This is a genomic window from Streptosporangium sp. NPDC006930 (assembly GCF_040635605.1).
Taxonomy (GTDB): Bacteria; Actinomycetota; Actinomycetes; order Streptosporangiales; family Streptosporangiaceae; genus Streptosporangium.
Window position 1 is genome coordinate 255271 of record NZ_JBEYID010000010.1, and the last position, 15473, is coordinate 270743.

Here is a 15473-nt window from a genome sequence, read left to right on the forward strand (position 1 = left end):
GGGACCGGCCCTCTCCCCATGTCCGCTCGGGCTCCCCGCGACCGCCTCAGTCGCCCAGGTACTCCCCCGCCGCATCAAGGAGCCACGCCGCGAGGTAGGCCGCGAAGGACGGGCGTACGAAGATGTGGAACTCGTCGCCTCCGCGTGCGGCGAGGACGACCTGGGCTCGGGCGAGCATGGTCTGGGCACAGCGGCCGGGGCCGAACACGCGAGGGTGCAGGTCGAGGGCGCAGCCGTGGGAGAGCAGGTCGCGGGCCCTGGGACCGGCCACGAGCAGTACGGTCCGCTGGGCGGAGACGTCGGTGACCGCGGCGTGACCGGTCCCGGCCGCGGCTCGCAGGCGGGTCTCCAGTCCCGTGTCGCCCGCGGGCCCGACGACGAGCCACTCGTCGGGACCGAGCCACAACACCAGGGTGTCGCTCTCGGCCCTACCGGACTGCGGCACATCGTGGCCGGTGCTCGCGAAGGTGCCCGGCTCGACGGGGAGCGGGACGCCGAGGGCGCCGGCGACGTCGGTCGCGGTGCCGCTCCCCGGCTCCACCCGCAGGCCGATCTGGGTGAGGAAAGGCAGCTCCGCGATGCGGAGGTTCTGGCTCGACACCGGTTCCAGCCGGGCGAGCGGGCTCAACCGCCCGGTCGGCGGCTCAGCCATCGCGGCGCGCTCCCTCGGGGTCGTAGAGGACGTGGTGGGTGACGGTGACGGGCAGCAGTTCCCCTGCGACGGGCACGTACAGCCGCTCGCCGACGCGTTCGCGCCCCCCGCTGACGAGGGCGAGGGCGAAGGTCCTGCCGAGCGCGGCACTGCGGTAACTGGAGGTGACGTGGCCGAGCGTGGGCACCGGCGGCTCGGGCAGCCGGTCGAAGGCCACCAGGTGGGAGCCCTCGGGCAGCAGGAGGTCCCGGTCGATCGGCAGCAGGCCGACCAGGTGCTTGCGGTCGGGCCTGGCGGTGTCGGCGCGGGAGAAGGAACGCTTCCCGATGAAGTCGGCCTTCTTCTTGGACACCACCCACTCCATGCCGAGGTCGGCGGGGGTGACCGTGCCGTCGGTGTCCTGTCCCACGATGGGGTAGCCCTTCTCGGCCCGCAGCACGTGCATCGTCTCGGTCCCGTACGGGGTGACCGCCCCGGTGGCCTGGAGTGCCTCCCACAGGGCGAGCCCGTCCCAGGCGCTGACATTGATCTCGTACGCCAGCTCACCCGAGAAGCTGATCCGGCACACCCGCGCGTCCAGGCCCGCCACCCGGCCGTCACGCCACGTCATGAACGGAAAGCTCGCGTTGTCCACGGCCAGGTCGGGGGCGAGTGCGGCGAGCACCTCGCGGGAGCGCGGCCCGGCGAGCGCGACCGTCGCCCACTGCTCGGTGACCGAGGTGCAGTAGACCCGCAGCGAGGGCCATTCCGTCTGCAGCCACTCCTCCATCCAGTCGAGGACGGCCGCGGCGTTGCCGGTGGTGATCGTCACCAGGAAACGGTTCTCGGCCAGGCGGATCACCGTGCCGTCGTCGAAGACCATCCCGTCGGGGCGGCACATCACGCCGTAGCGGATCGAGCCGACCTTGAGGGTGCTCATCATGTTGGTGTAGAGCCGGTCGAGCAACTGCGCGGCGTCCGGCCCCTGAATGTCGATCTTGCCGAGTGTGGAGGCGTCCATCGCTCCGGCCGTCTCCCGCACGGCCCGGCACTCGCGCAGGACGGCGGCCTCCATGTCCTCGCCCTCGCGGGGGTAGTACCAGGGCCGCTTCCACTGGCCGACGTTCTCGAACGGCGCTCCGTGGGCCACGTGCCACTCGTGCAGCGCGGTGACCCGGACGGGATCGTGCAGCGCTCCCCTGTCGCGCCCGGCGAGGGTCGCGAAGGAGACGGGCACATAGGGTGCGCGGAAGGTGGTGGTGCCCAGTTCGGAGACGTCCACGCCGAGGAGGTGGGCGACGACGCCGCTGGTGAGCACCCCGGAGGTCTTTCCCTGGTCGTGTGCGGTCCCCGCGGTGGTGTAACGCTTGACGTGCTCGACCGAACGGAGCCCGGCCCCGGTGGCGCGCATGATGTCGGCGACGGTGACGTCGCGCTGCAGGTCGACGAAGTGAGTCCGGTAGTCGTCGGCGGGGACGAGCCACACGTGCTCGGAAAGGGCTCCGCCCATGGTTTCGTCAGCTGTCTCCCGGAGGTTCGAGACCGCCTCCGTGTCCGCTCCCCCGGCCCCCGAGGTCTCCGTCGCCTCCTGGACGGACGAGTGGGGGGCGGTCGGGAGGGCACCGAAACCGGCCGCCTCGGCGGCCCGCGCTCCGGCGGCGGCGCCGTCCTCCAGGCAGGAGGCGAGGGTGCGGAGCCCTCGGGCGGCTCCGGCGACCTCGACGGCCTGACGGCAGGTCCCGGGGACGAAGGAGCCGAGCGCCTCGTCGTAGCGAAGTGTCCCTGATGCCTGGCTGAACAGGTGGACGGCGGGGTTCCATCCGCCAGAGACGAGCAACAGGTCGGCTTCGATCTCGCGTCCGCCGGAGGTGTCCGCCTCGGAGGCGTTCGTCCCGGACGCATTCGTCCCAGACGCGTTCGTCTCGGAAACGGGCGTCCCGGAAGCGGCCGCCTCTGAGGCGACGGACCCGGGTGCGGCGATCCCTGAGGCGACGGCCCCCGACGTGTTCGTCCCGGAAGCGGCTCCGGAAGGTGTGCCGTCCTCGGCGGGTCTTTTCGAGACGGTCACGGAGGTGACGCCGTGTTCGCCGTTCACGCGGGTGACGACGTGACCGGTGAGCACCTCGGCACCTCCGAGGCCCCCGGCGAGGCCCCCGGCGAGGCCCTCCGTGTCGTCCGTGCCGTTCACGTCACCTGGGCCGCCCGGACCATCCGGGCCCTCCCGGCCCGCCGCCCCGCCGGGGCCGTTCCGGCTCAGGTCGGCGGCGAGGCGCGTGTCCACGACGGCGGCGATCTCGACGCCCGCGGCGGCCAGGTCGCGGGCCGCGGCGTAGGCGCTGTCCCCGGTGGTGAACACCACCGCGCGGCGGCCGGGCAGGACCCCGTACCGGTTGACGTAGGCGCGCGCCGAACCGGCGAGCATGACACCCGGCAGGTCGTTGCCCGCGAAGGCGATCGAACGCTCGTGCGCGCCCGTGGCGAGCACGACGCGGTGTGCCCGGACGCGCCAGACGCGCGTCCTGGAGGAGGCGTTCTCCCCCCTGCGTTCCACGGCGACCAGGTAGTTGTCGTCGTAGTAGCCGAACACGCTGGTACGGGTGAGCACCCGCACCTCGGGACGGGTCTCCAGCGCGGCCAGCGCGGTGGCGGCCCAGGTCGAGCCGGGGAGGCCGTCGACGCTCTCGCCGGTGTCGGGCAGGCTTCCACCCGGCGAGGGACGGTCGTCGGCGAGGATCACCCGGGCGCCCGAGGTGGCCGCCGCGGTCGCCGCCGCGAGGCCCGCCGGTCCCGCGCCGACCACCATGACGTCACAGTGCGCGTACACGCCGTCGTAGCGCGCCGGGTCGGGTTCGGCGGCGAGCCTGCCCCTGCCCGGCAGGCCGGTGGCCACCAGTCCCGCGTACAGCTCGACGACGGTGGCCTGGAGCATCGGCTCGGGGAAGGGATGCTCGATCTGGACGACGGCGTTGGGCTCCTCGGTCCAGGCGGCGAAGATCCCGCGGGGACGGCCGAGCGCGACGCTCGTCGCGACCGTACGGACGCCGTTGGCGAGCAGCGCGGAGGCGAGCGTGTCGCCCCGGTACCCCTCGTAGTCGCGGCCGTCGAACCGGAACGGCAGTGTCTCCCCGCGATGGCCCGCCCGGCGGAACGGCTGCTCGCTCACCGGCTCACCGGCCCCGGCTCGCCCACCCGGTAGACGGCGTGGAACTCGTTGGTGGCGGTGTCGCGGACCGCGTTGAACCAGCGGCGGCATCCGGCCACGTGGTACCAGCGCTCGGCGAAGGGCCCCTTGGGGTTGTCGCGGAAGAACAGGTACCTCGCCCACTCCTCGTCGGAGAGCGCGGCGGGGTCGTCGGGGTAGACGACGTGGGCCTGCCCGCCGTAGTGGAACTCGGCCTCGTCCCGTGGTCCGCACCACGGACAGGGGATCAGCAGCATCGGTCGGGCTCCTTCAGTGGGCCACCGCGGCGGCGCCGTGCTCGTCCACGAGCGCGCCGGTGGTGAATCGTTCGAGCGTGAAGGCGGCGTTGAGGGGGTGCGGCTCGTCGTGGGCGATCGTGTGCGCGTAGCACCATCCGACGCCCGGGGTGGCCTTGAAACCGCCGGTCCCCCATCCGCAGTTGACGTAGAGACGGTCGACGGGGGTGAGCCCGACGACGGGCGAGGCGTCGGGGGTGACGTCGACGATCCCTCCCCAGGTACGCAGCACGTGGGCCCGCGCGAAGACGGGGAACAGCTCGAGCGCCGCCGCCATCTGCCGCTCGATGATGTGGAACGCGCCGCGCTGCCGGTAGGAGTTGTAGGCGTCGATGCCCGCCCCCATGACCAGCTCGCCCTTGTGCGCCTGGCTGACGTAGACGTGCACCGCGTTGGACATGACCACCGTGGGGTGTACGGGCTCCAGCAGTTCCGAGACCAGTGCCTGCAGCGGATGGCTCTGCACCGGCAGCTCCACCCCCGCCATCCTGCCGACGACCGAGGAGTGCCCCGCCGCGCACATCGCGACCCTGCCCGCGGCGATGCGGCCCCTGGTGGTGCGTACGGCCTCCACGCGCCCGTTCACGACGTCGATGCCGGTGACCTCGCAGTGCTCGATCAGGTCGACGCCCATCGCGGCGGCGGCGCGGGCGAACCCCCAGGCCACGTAGTCGTGCTTGGCGATTCCCGCGCGCGGCTGGTAGGTGGCGCCGAGGACCGGGTAGCGGGTGTCGGGCGAGACGTCGACGATCGGGCAGACCTCCTTCACCTCCTCGGGGCCGAGCCATTCGGCGTCGACGCCGTTGAGACGGTTGGCGTTGACCCGGCGGACGCCCTCCCTGACGTCCTGCAGGCTGTGCGCGAGGTTGAGCACGCCGCGCTGGCTGAACAGGAGGGGGTAGCCGAGGTCCTCCTCCAGCCCTTCCCACAGCTTGAGCGAGTGCTCGTAGATGCCCGCGCTCTCGTCCCACAGGTAGTTGGACCGGATGATGGTGGTGTTGCGGGCCATGTTGCCGCCGGCCAGCCAGCCCTTCTCCAGCACGGCCACGTTCGTGATCCCGTGGTTCCTGGCCAGGTAGTAGGCGGTGGCCAGGCCGTGGCCTCCGCCGCCGACGATCACCACGTCGTAGGAGGACTTCGGTTCGGGAGCACTCCACAGCCGGTCGGGATGCTCGGGGAGCTCCTCGGTGCTCATCGTTTTCCTTTCGGCGTGGAGACCTCGGCCTTCAGATGTGGGAAGGAAGTCGACGTCGTCCCTTCTCGGTCCCGTGGGCGAGCCCACACGCGGGCGGGTTCGGGCCTCGCGGAGTTCACGGGCATCCTCTTCGTCCCCGGCGCCCGGCTAGCCACGCAGGCGCTCCATCGCCGGGTCGTAGAGCGGCTCCTCGGCGACGACGGCGGCCACCCGCTCGTCGAAGTAGCCGATGTGCAGCTTTCGCCCTGGCACGGACAGCTCGGCGGGCAGCCAGGCGTAGGCGATGTTCTTGCCGATCGTGTGACCGTAGGCGGCGCTGGTGACGTATCCGGCGCGGGACTCACCGTCGTACACCGGCTCCTTGCCCATCACGACGGCGGCGGGGTCGTCGACGGTGAGGCAGGTCAGCCTGCGCCGGGGGGTCGTGCCGCGCTCGGCGAGGGCCGCGCGGCCGATGAAGTCGCCCCGGTCGGCCTTGCGCACGGCGAAGCCGAGGCCCGCCTCGTACGGGTCGTGCTCGTAGGTCATGTCGGTGCCGAAGGAGCGGTAGCCCTTCTCCAGCCGCAGGCTGTTGAAGGCGCCGCGGCCTCCGGCGATGATCCCGTGCTCCTGGCCCGCCTCCCAGAGGGTGTCCCACAGCTTCGCGCCCATGTCGGCCGTCGTGTAGAGCTCCCAGCCCAGCTCCCCGATGTAGGAGAGCCGCAGCGCGGTGACGGGCACGGCGCCGACGTACGCCCGCACGGCGCGGAAGTAGCGGAAACCGCCGGGACCGAAGGCGGGTCCGGCGAGCGGGGCGACGACCTCGCGGGCCCGGGGGCCCCAGACGCCGACGCAGCAGGTTCCCGGTGTGATGTCGGTGACGGTGACCGACCCGTCGGCCGGAAGGTGACGGTGCAGCCAGTCGAGGTCGAGGTTGCCGTTGGCGCCGATCTGGAACAGGTCGCGGCCCAGCCTGGCGACGGTGATGTCGCTGCGGATGCCGCCGTCGTGGTCGAGCAGCAGGCAGTACGTGACCGAGCCGACGGACTTGTCGACGTCGCCCGTGGACATCCGCCGCAGGAAGGCGGCGGCACCGCGGCCCGCGACCTCGATCCGCTTGAGCGCGCTCATGTCGTAGAGGGCGACGGCCTCGCGCGAGACCTGGGCCTCCGCGCCGACGATCGGCGACCAGTGGCGGGCGGCCCAGTCGTTGGGGCGGGGGATGTCACGGCCGTCGAGCAGGGGCGCGTTCGCCCCGTACCACTGGGGGCGCTCCCAGCCGACTGCCTCAAGGAAGTAGGCGTCCAGCTCGCGCTGGCGGGCGTGGAAGGGACTGGTGCGCAGCGGGCGCAGGTTCTCCGCCGGTTGGAGCGGGTGGATGATGTCGTAGACCTCCACGAAGTTCTGGCAGTCGCGGGTGCGGACGTACTCGGGGGCGAGCTGGTGGGCCTCGAACCGGTTGACGTCGCACTCGTGCAGGTCGAAGGAGGAGCAGTGGCCGTCGGCCAGCCACTCGGCCATGGCGCGGCCCACCCCCGCCGAGTGGGTGACCCACACGGCCTCGGCCACCCAGAAGCCCTCCACCTCGCGTGACTGTCCGAGCAGCGGCATGTTGTCGGTGGTGAAGGAGAACAGGCCGTTGATGCCCGCTTCGAGCTCGGCCTCCCTCGTGGCGGGCAGCAGCGCCTTCGTCTCGGCCCAGGCGGGGGCGAAGTCGTCGCCGGTGAACGCCAGCACCGAGGGCATGACCTCGGCGTCGGCGAGCGGGAGGATCTCCTCGGCGGTGATCGGCATCGGGCGGTGGCCGTAGTAGCCGATGCCGATCCGGTCGAAGCGCTCCCGGTAGTACAGGTCGGAGTCCTGGTGGCGCAGGATCGGCCGGACGGCCTCGCCGGCCTGTCCGGCGAGCGCGGGGACGGGCCCGGTCCAGGCGAGCTGGTGGGCGAGGGGGGTGAGCGGCAGCGTCATGCCGACCATGCCCGCGATTTTGGGACCCCAGATCCCGGCGCAGCAGACCACGAGGTCGGCGAGGATCTCACCCCGGTCGGTGACGACGGCGGCGACCCGGTCGTCCTCGACGCGGATGTCCAGCACCTCGTGCCGGTCGAGGACGCGGACACCGCGTTCCCGGGCGCGCGCGAGCTGGACCTCGACGGCGCGCACGGCTTTGGCCAGGCCGTCGGTGGGGACGAACAGCCCTCCGAGGACCCTGTCCCGGTCCAGCAGGGAGTGACGCTCCACGCACTCCTCGGGAGTGAGCACGCTCGCCTCGATCCCCCAGGAGGTCGCCCAGCCGTGGCGCCGGTGCAGCTCGGCGAGCCGCTCGGGCGTGGTGGCCACCTCCAGGCCGCCCACCTGCAGGAAGCAGTCGAGGTCGACGAGCTTCTCTACGGTGTAGCGGGCGAGTTCCGCCATGGTCTTGGAAGGGTTGGTCTGGAAGACCAGGCCCGGAGCATGGGATGACGATCCCCCGGTGGCGGGCACGGTGCCCTGGTCGACGACGGTGATGGCGTCCCAGCCCTTGGCCGAGAGCTCGTCGGCGAGGGCCGCCCCGACGACCCCGGCTCCGATGATGACGACGCGTCGGCCCGCCATACCCACCTCCGTCGTTGCGCAGTCCGAAACATGGTGCGCTTCTCGCAACAGATTGTCCTCCTGCGGGGAGAGCTGTCAAGGACGGGCCGCCTCGCCGGGCAGGTGGCCGGACCTGGCGGAGAAGTGGCCGGACCCGGCGCCGGACGCGGCACGGGATCTCATCGCGGACGTGGCACGGAATGCCCGGCGGCTCGTCCCGTGGGACGTGCCGCCGGGCACGAGGAAGATGCCCTCCGGTGCGGCGGGAGGATCGCTCTCAGGAGGCGGGAAGCCAGGCCTTCACCTTGTCGGGGTTGTCGCCGACCCACTTCTCCGCGGCCTCCTCGGCCGTCATCTTGTCCTCGGAGATGTACTTGGCCACGAGGTTCTGGTCCTCGTTCGTCCAGGTGAAGTTCTTGATCAGGTCGTACGCCGGACTGCCGGAGTCGGCGAACTTCTTGCTCACGATCTTGTCGAGGTCGTAGAGCGGGTAGTCGCAGGCCACCTTCTCTGCGTCGGCGTCGCAGCCCTCGGTGTACTCGGGTAGCTTGATCTTGACGAGCTTGACCTCCGACAGGAACCACTGCGGCTCGTAGAAGTAGCCGAGCATCGGGGTCTTCTGCTTCTCCGCCTGCCTGAACCCGGTGATGAGCGCCGCCTCGCTGCCCGCGTAGACGACCTTGTAGTCCAGCTTCAGGTTCTTCACCAGGGCGGCGTCGTTGGTCACGAAGGACGGGTCGCCGTCGAGCAGCTGCCCCTTGCCTCCCGACTCGGAGGTCTTGAACAGGTCGGCGTACTTGTTGAGGTTCTTCCAGTCGGTGATGTCGGGGTACTTCTCGGCCATCCACGGCGGCACGTACCAGCCGATCACACCCTTGTTACCCGTCGACCCCGCCGAGACGGCGACCTTCTGGTCGTCGATGTACTTCTTCTTCAGGTCGTCGTGAGCCCAGTTCTCCACGATCGCGTCGACCTGGCCGGTGGCGAAGCCCTGCCAGGCGACCTCCTCCTTGAGGTCCTTCTTCGTGACCGAGCAGCCGAGATCCTTCTCCGCCACGTGGGCGATGACCGCCGCGGTCGCCTCGTACCCGACCCACGGGTTGATCGCGATGTTGACCGCGCCGCACGCCTTCCTGCCGTCCGCGCCCGAGGCGGCCGGAGCGGCTCCTGTGTCGCTCTCGCCGACCTTCGCCCCGCCGCACGCGGAGACGAGGAGGCCGGTCGCGACCAGGAGCGCCATCGCCCGCGGTCGCCCGATCCTCGAAACTGTCACCAGGTCCTCCTGTATTGGGTTTCGTGTGCCGTGTTCGTGGTGTCAGGCCGCGCCCGGTCCCTCGCTGTCTCGTCTCTTCCCGCTCCTCACCGGAGGCCGTGCGCCTCGGCGTCGGCCCGCCGTGCCGCCGCCCTGGTGATGCGCTCCAGCATGATCCCGAGTACGACGATCGCCACGCCCGCGGCGAGCCCCTTGCCCCGCAGCTGAAGCTGGGAGAAGCCCGCCACCACGTCGTAGCCGAGCGCTCCGGCGCCGACGAGGCCGCCGACGACGACCATGGCGAGCACGTAGATGAGCCCCTGGCCGGCGGCGAGGGTGAGCGCGCCGCGCGCCATCGGCAGCTGCACCTTGGTGATGAGCTGCCAGGTGCTGGAACCCGCGGCCGTGGCGGCCTCCACCGCGCTCGGCGCCACGCCGCGGATGCCGTCCGCGGTGAGCTTGACCGCCACCGGCGCCGCGTAGACGACCGCGGCGATGATCGCGGTGATCCTGGTGGCGCCGAACAGGCCGAGGATCGGCACCAGGTAGACGAACGGCGGCATGGTCTGCCCCGCGTCGAGGACCGGCCGCACCAGTTGGTCGACGCGGTCGCTGCGTCCCATCCAGACGCCGAACACCACCCCGAGGCCCATCACCAGGACGGTGGCCACCAGCGTCGAGGCGAGTGTCACCATGCTGTCCTGCCACAGGCCGAGCACGACGAGCAGGGCGACGCAGACCGCGGTGACGAACACGACCCTGACATTCGTCAGGATCGCGGCGAACGCGATCAGCACCGCGCCGACCAGCCACCACGGCGAGTCGGTGAGCAACGCCTCGAACGGGTTGAGCAGGCCGTAGGAGACAGCGTTCCTGAAGGCGCCGGTGTAGACCGCGAGGTTGTCCTGCGCCCACAGGGTGGCCGCGTCGACGCCCTGGCGGACGTACCGTCCTACGTTCGCCTCGCCCGGGAACTCCGCGGCCCACACGTAGATATGGGAGAGGTAGACCAGCACGCCGGTGACCGCGAGGACCGCGCCGATCTCCGCGCGGCGGCGGCCCGCCCCGCGCGAGAGTCCGGCCCGGTCGCGGGTCTCGACGCGGCGTCCCGCGGCGGAGGTGACCCGGTCGAGCACGATGGCCATCACGACGATCGCCAGGCCCGCGTTGAAGGCGCCGCCGACGTCGAGGGTCTCCAGCGCCTTGACGACCGTCTTGCCCAGGCCGGGGGCGTCGATCAGCGCGGCGATGGTGACCATGCACAATGCGGCCATGATGGTCTGGTTGACACCGACGATGATGGTCCGCTTGGCCAGCGGGATCCGTACCTTCCTCAGGGACTGCCAGGCGGTCGCGCCGAGGGAGGTGCTCGCCTCCAGCGTCGCGGGCCGCACCTCGCGGATGCCGTGCGCGGTGATGCGGATCGTGGGCGGGACGGCGTAGATGACGGTCGCCACGGTCGCGCTCGCCGGGCCGATGAGGAAGAACAGGGTGAGCGGCGCGAGGTAGACGAACGTCGGCATCGTCTGCATGAAGTCGAGCAGCGGGGTGACCAGGCGGTTGAACCGGTCGTTCACCCCGGCCCAGACACCGAGCGGGATGCCGATGAGCAGCGAGATCGCGACGGCGGCCAGGGTGAGGGCGAGGGTGTCCATGCTCTCCTCCCACAGCCCCAGCAGGCCGAAGGAGGCGAAACCGATCGCGGTCAGCAGGGCGACCCTGAGGTTGCCCCACAGCAGCGCGATCGCCGTGGCGACGGCGACCACGCCCAGCCAGCCGACGACCGGCAGCGGGCGCCCGAAGGACGGCTGACTGATCAGTGCCTGGACGAACGTGACGAACTCATCGAGGAAGAGCCGGATGTAGTTGATGAAGTACAGGAAGAACGGGTTCTCGTTCCTGCTGTTGTCGATGACCTCGCTCGCCTCGTTGACCCGTACGTGCAGCGGGGTCAGTTCCGCGCCGCCGAGCTGGAAGGTGTCGCGGCCCTGGAGGAAGACCCAGAGCAGCACCCAGGCCGCGACGACGGCGGCGATCAGATAGCGGCGGGGCCAGGCGGGCAGGAGCCGCAGGCCACCGGCCGAGGTGGCCCCGGTGGCCATCAGCCCTGCTCCCCTGGCCTACCTGGCCCGGCGACGGGCTCACCGGGCTCCGCCGGCTCGGTGGAGACTCTGTCCGGAGGCGGCCCGGCGGCTCCGGCGGGTTCTGCGGGTGTGGCCGGTTTGGCGGTGGTTCCCTCGGGAGACGGCTCGGCGAGCACCCCGAGGACCTCCTCGGCGGTGACGACCCCCAGCAGCTCGCCGTCCTCGACGACCTTGACCGGGCGTGTCGCGCGCAGGACCGTGTGCACGACATCGCGTACGACGACGTCGGGGCCGGCCTCCGGGCCGTCCAGCGGTTCGTCAGGCCGGGGCGGGCGCATGATCCAGCGGGTGGTGAGCACGTTCGAGCGGGGCACGTCGCTGACGAACTCGCGCACGTAGTCGTCCACCGGTGCCCCGACGACCTCGTCCGGCGTGCCCATCTGGACGAGCTCGCCGTCACGCATGATCAGGATGCGGTCGCCGAGCTTGAGCGCCTCGCTCAGGTCGTGCGTGATGAAGATCATCGTCTTCCCGACCTCACGGTGCAGGCGGATGACCTCGTTCTGCATGTCCCGCCTGATCAGCGGGTCGAGAGCGGAGAAAGGCTCGTCGAAGAAGAGCACGTCCGGGTCCACCGCGAGTGCCCTGGCCAGCCCGACGCGCTGTTGCATACCGCCTGACAGCTGGTCGGGGTAGGAGTCCTCCGAGCCCGACAGGCCGACGAGCTCGACCATCTCCCTGGCCCGCTCGTAGCGGGCCTCCTTCCTCATGCCGCGGATCTCCAGCCCGTAGGCCACGTTGTCCAGCACCCGCCGGTGCGGCAGCAACCCGAAGTTCTGGAAGACCATCGCGAAACGGTGGCGGCGCAGCTCGCGCAACCGCCTGTCGCCCGCCTCGCGGATGTCCTCGCCGTCGAACAGCACCTGTCCCGCCGTCGGCTCGACGAGCCGCGTCAGGCAGCGGACGAGGGTGGACTTGCCGGAGCCGGACAGGCCCATCACGACGAAGACCTCCTGGGACCGCACGGTGAAGGAGACGTCGCGGACGGCGGTCACGCAGCCCGTCCTCGCCCTCAGCTCGCTTCGCGAGAGCTCCGCGAGCGGGGTCCCGACGACCCGGTCCGGACGCGGGCCGAAGACCTTCCAGAGACCTCGCACGTCGAGGACGGCCCGGTCCTCGCGTCGCGCGGCGGCCTCCGGCCGCACCTGCTGGGTCGGTGACGTCATGGTCGTGACCACCTCACGGGTCGTCTGGGGACGAGGGTCGGTCCGTCAGCCGCGGAACCACCGCTGCGGGCGGGGGCGGACGTTCCGCCACACGTGCTTGGTCTCCCGATACTCGGCCGGGTCCGCCTGGCCCGGCTCGCGGCCGATCCCCGACCGCCTGAAACCGCCCCGCTCCGCCTGGAGGATGTAGGGACGGTAGTCGATCCGGACGATCCCGCGCCGGAGCCGCCCGTTCACCTTCCACCAGGCCTGCAGCAGCACGAACGGCCGTCCTTCCGCTACCGCATGATCCGCTGCGCATAACGCAGTTGCGTATGACGCATCGGAATGCTTAACGAGGAACAGAATCGTCCTTTTTTGTTCACCCAGTCAAGGGCTTGCGGTCTTCATTCCCGTGCCAGCCCAATCGTGAGGAGACCTCGGCCACGGCCGCCATCACCTGCTCGGCCACCTCGGGGAGGCGCTCGGGCGGCAGCCGGAAGGTCGGCCCGGACACGCTCATCGAGGCGACGACCGCCCCTTCGACGTTGAAGATCGGCGCCGCCACCGCGGTCAGGCCGATCTCCAGTTCGTCGGCGGCGGTGGCGTAGCCGCGCCTGCGTACGGTGTCGAGTTCCTCGCGCAGCAGCCCGGCGTCGGTCACGGTCAGGTCGGTGAACGGGCGCAGCGGCCCGGCGACGAGCCGCTCGAACCGCTCTTCCGGAGCGTGGGCGAGCAGCACCTTGCCGTTGGACGTCGCGTGCAGCGCCACCCGCCGCCCCGCCCAGTTGTAGGCCTGCAGGGCCGAGGGCCCCGCCATCTGGTCGACGTACAGGGCCTCGTCGCGATCGAGGATCGCCACGTTCACGGTCTCGCCGACCGCCGCCGCGAGCCGCTCGCCGCTGGCACGGCTCTCCCGCACCACGTCGAGCCTCACGGTCGCGGCGCCCGCGAGCCGGACGATTCCCACCCCCAGCCGGTACTTCCCCCGGTCGGCGGTCTGCTCGACGAGCTCGTGCAGCTCCAGCGTCATGACGAGACGGAACGCGGTGGAGCGGTGAACCCCCAGCTCCGCGGCGATCTCGCTGACGCCGAGGTCACCGTGGCGGGCGAGCAGCCGCAGGACGGACAGCGCGCGGTCGACGGACTGCACCGCAGCGCCATCTCTCTCCAGCTCGTTGCTCATGACACAACTGTAAGCGGATCACGCACAGACCCGGCCTCCAAGAGACCCCACTGTCCACGGGAGAAGACCTCGGCGAAGTTGGCCTCCGTCCATGCCGGAGACCGCGCGAGACGCGGCGGACGGGCGGGCACGGTGAGCGGGCAGGCACGGTCAGCGGGCGGGCACGGTCAGCGGCGCACGGCCGGCGGGCGCGCGATCAGCGAGGGGAGCCGTCGCGGTGCCGGTAGAAGTCGGCGTGCTCTGCGGCGAGCGGGGTGTTGTCCAGAATCAGGTCGGCCGCCTTCTCCGCCACCATCATGACCGGCGCGTAGATGTTGCCGTTGGTCACGTACGGCATCACCGAGGCGTCCACCACGCGCAACCCGTCGAGGCCGTGGACCCGCATGGACAGCGGGTCCACCACCGACATGGCGTCGACGCCCATCCTGGCGGTGCAGGAGGGGTGCAGCGCGGTCTCGCCGTCCCTCGCCACCCAGTCGAGGATCTCCTCGTCGGTCTCGACCCCGGGGCCCGGCGACAGCTCACCGGCGTTGAACGCGTCCATCGCGGGCTGGTTCAGGATGTCGCGGGCGACCCGGACGGCCTCCACCCACTCGCGCCGGTCCTGCTGGGTGGACAGGTAGTTGAAGCGCAGCGCCGGGTGGACCCGGGGATCGGTGCTCTTGATCTTCACCGAGCCGCGCGAGTCGGAGTACATCGGCCCGATGTGCACCTGGTAGCCGTGCCCGCCCGCGGGCGCCGAGCCGTCGTAGCGGACCGCGATGGGCAGGAAGTGGAACATCAGGTTGGGGTAGTCGACGTCGTCGTTGCTCCGGGTGAAGCCGCCCGCCTCGAAGTGGTTGGTCGCACCGGGCCCGCTGCGCAGGAAGAGCCACCGCGCGCCGATGAGCGGCCGGTTGCGCCACTTCATCGCGGGCTGCATCGACACCGGCTGCTTGCAGCCGTACTGGATGTAGACCTCCAGGTGGTCCTGGAGGTTCTCGCCGACGCCCGGCAGGTCGTGCACGACCTCGACACCGAGGGCGTCCAGCTCGGCGGCGTTGCCCACCCCGGAGAGCTGGAGCAGTTGCGGGGAGTTGATCGCGCCGCCGCACAGGATCACCTCGCCCGCGTGGACCGTCCGGCCGTCGTACTCGACGCCGACCGCGCGCCCGCCCTCGAAGAGGATCCGGGTGACGTGCGCCCGCGTCCTGACCTCCAGGTTGGGGCGGTTCATGACGGGGTGCAGGTAGGCGCGGGCGGCCGACAGGCGGCGCCCCCTGCTGATGTTGCGGTCGAAGCGGGCGAAACCCTCCTGGCGGTAGCCGTTGACGTCGTCGGTCAACGGGTATCCGGCCTGCTGCACCGCCTCGAAGAAGGCGCCGAACAGCGGGTTGCGCACCGGCCCGCGCTCCAGCACCAGGGGGCCGCCCCTCCCCCGCCAGGAGTCGGCGGGGTCGGCGGCCAGGCAGTTCTCCATGCGCTTGAAATAGGGCAGGCAGTGGGCGAAGTCCCAGGTCTTCATGCCCTCGTCGGCGCCCCAGCGCTCGTAGTCCATGGGGTTGCCGCGCTGGAAGATCATCCCATTGATGCTGCTGGAGCCGCCGAGCACCTTGCCTCTGGCGTGGTAGATCCGGCGGCCGTTCATGTGCGGCTCGGGCTCCGACTCGTACTTCCAGTCGTAGAAGCGGTTCCCGATGGGGAAGGGCAGCGCGGCGGGCATGTGGATGAAGACGTCCCACGGGTAGTCCGGGCGGCCCGCCTCCAGCACCAGCACCCGGTTGGCGGGGTCGGCCGACAGCCGGTTCGCGAGGGCGCTTCCCGCAGAACCGCCCCCGACGATGACGAAGTCGTACATGTCTGCCTCGCCTCGCTCAAGCTGGAGGTAATGCCCAAAATTGTAGCGAATAG

At 71.0% G+C, this 15473-nt stretch carries 10 protein-coding genes and 1 pseudogene; all 11 read right to left on the reverse strand.

What is annotated here, in order from left to right; all coding sequences use genetic code 11:
* Positions 1-46: 46 nt before the first annotated feature.
* A complete protein-coding gene (locus tag ABZ664_RS19985) occupies positions 47-652 on the reverse strand; it encodes a sarcosine oxidase subunit gamma family protein (RefSeq protein WP_362511536.1) in 606 nt (201 codons plus the stop codon).
* A complete protein-coding gene (locus tag ABZ664_RS19990) occupies positions 645-3794 on the reverse strand; it encodes a 2Fe-2S iron-sulfur cluster-binding protein (RefSeq protein WP_362511539.1) in 3150 nt (1049 codons plus the stop codon). The genes ABZ664_RS19985 and ABZ664_RS19990 overlap by 8 nt, the downstream gene beginning before the upstream one ends.
* Complete coding sequence (locus ABZ664_RS19995) at positions 3791-4069, reverse strand: sarcosine oxidase subunit delta (protein WP_350946323.1); 279 nt, start codon at positions 4067-4069, stop codon at positions 3791-3793. The genes ABZ664_RS19990 and ABZ664_RS19995 overlap by 4 nt, the downstream gene beginning before the upstream one ends.
* Before the next feature lie 13 nt (positions 4070-4082).
* Positions 4083-5303: a sarcosine oxidase subunit beta family protein gene (locus ABZ664_RS20000; protein WP_362511543.1), complete on the reverse strand. Its 1221-nt coding sequence runs from the start codon at positions 5301-5303 to the stop codon at positions 4083-4085.
* A gap of 147 nt (positions 5304-5450) precedes the next feature.
* The gene (locus ABZ664_RS20005; protein ID WP_362511546.1) at positions 5451-7877 is read right to left on the reverse strand and encodes an FAD-dependent oxidoreductase; all 2427 of its coding nucleotides are present in this window, start codon (positions 7875-7877) and stop codon (positions 5451-5453) included.
* A 256-nt stretch (positions 7878-8133) separates the two neighbouring features.
* Positions 8134-9129, reverse strand: a complete 996-nt coding sequence (locus ABZ664_RS20010; protein WP_362511549.1) for an ABC transporter substrate-binding protein — start codon at positions 9127-9129, stop codon at positions 8134-8136.
* An 86-nt stretch (positions 9130-9215) separates the two neighbouring features.
* The gene (locus tag ABZ664_RS20015) at positions 9216-11210 is read right to left on the reverse strand and encodes an ABC transporter permease subunit (protein WP_362511552.1); all 1995 of its coding nucleotides are present in this window, start codon (positions 11208-11210) and stop codon (positions 9216-9218) included.
* Complete coding sequence (locus ABZ664_RS20020) at positions 11210-12418, reverse strand: betaine/proline/choline family ABC transporter ATP-binding protein (RefSeq protein ID WP_362511555.1); 1209 nt, start codon at positions 12416-12418, stop codon at positions 11210-11212. The genes ABZ664_RS20015 and ABZ664_RS20020 overlap by 1 nt, the downstream gene beginning before the upstream one ends.
* A 45-nt stretch (positions 12419-12463) precedes the next feature.
* Positions 12464-12643: pseudogene (locus ABZ664_RS20025) on the reverse strand (betaine-aldehyde dehydrogenase); the annotation flags it as partial.
* A 136-nt stretch (positions 12644-12779) separates the two neighbouring features.
* On the reverse strand, positions 12780-13583 hold the full coding sequence (locus ABZ664_RS20030; RefSeq protein WP_362511558.1) for an IclR family transcriptional regulator: 804 nt from the start codon (positions 13581-13583) through the stop codon (positions 12780-12782).
* A 196-nt stretch (positions 13584-13779) separates the two neighbouring features.
* Positions 13780-15420 carry a choline dehydrogenase gene (betA, locus tag ABZ664_RS20035; RefSeq protein WP_362511561.1) on the reverse strand — a complete coding sequence of 547 codons (1641 nt, stop codon included), beginning with the start codon at positions 15418-15420 and terminating at the stop codon, positions 13780-13782.
* Positions 15421-15473: the final 53 nt, after the last annotated feature.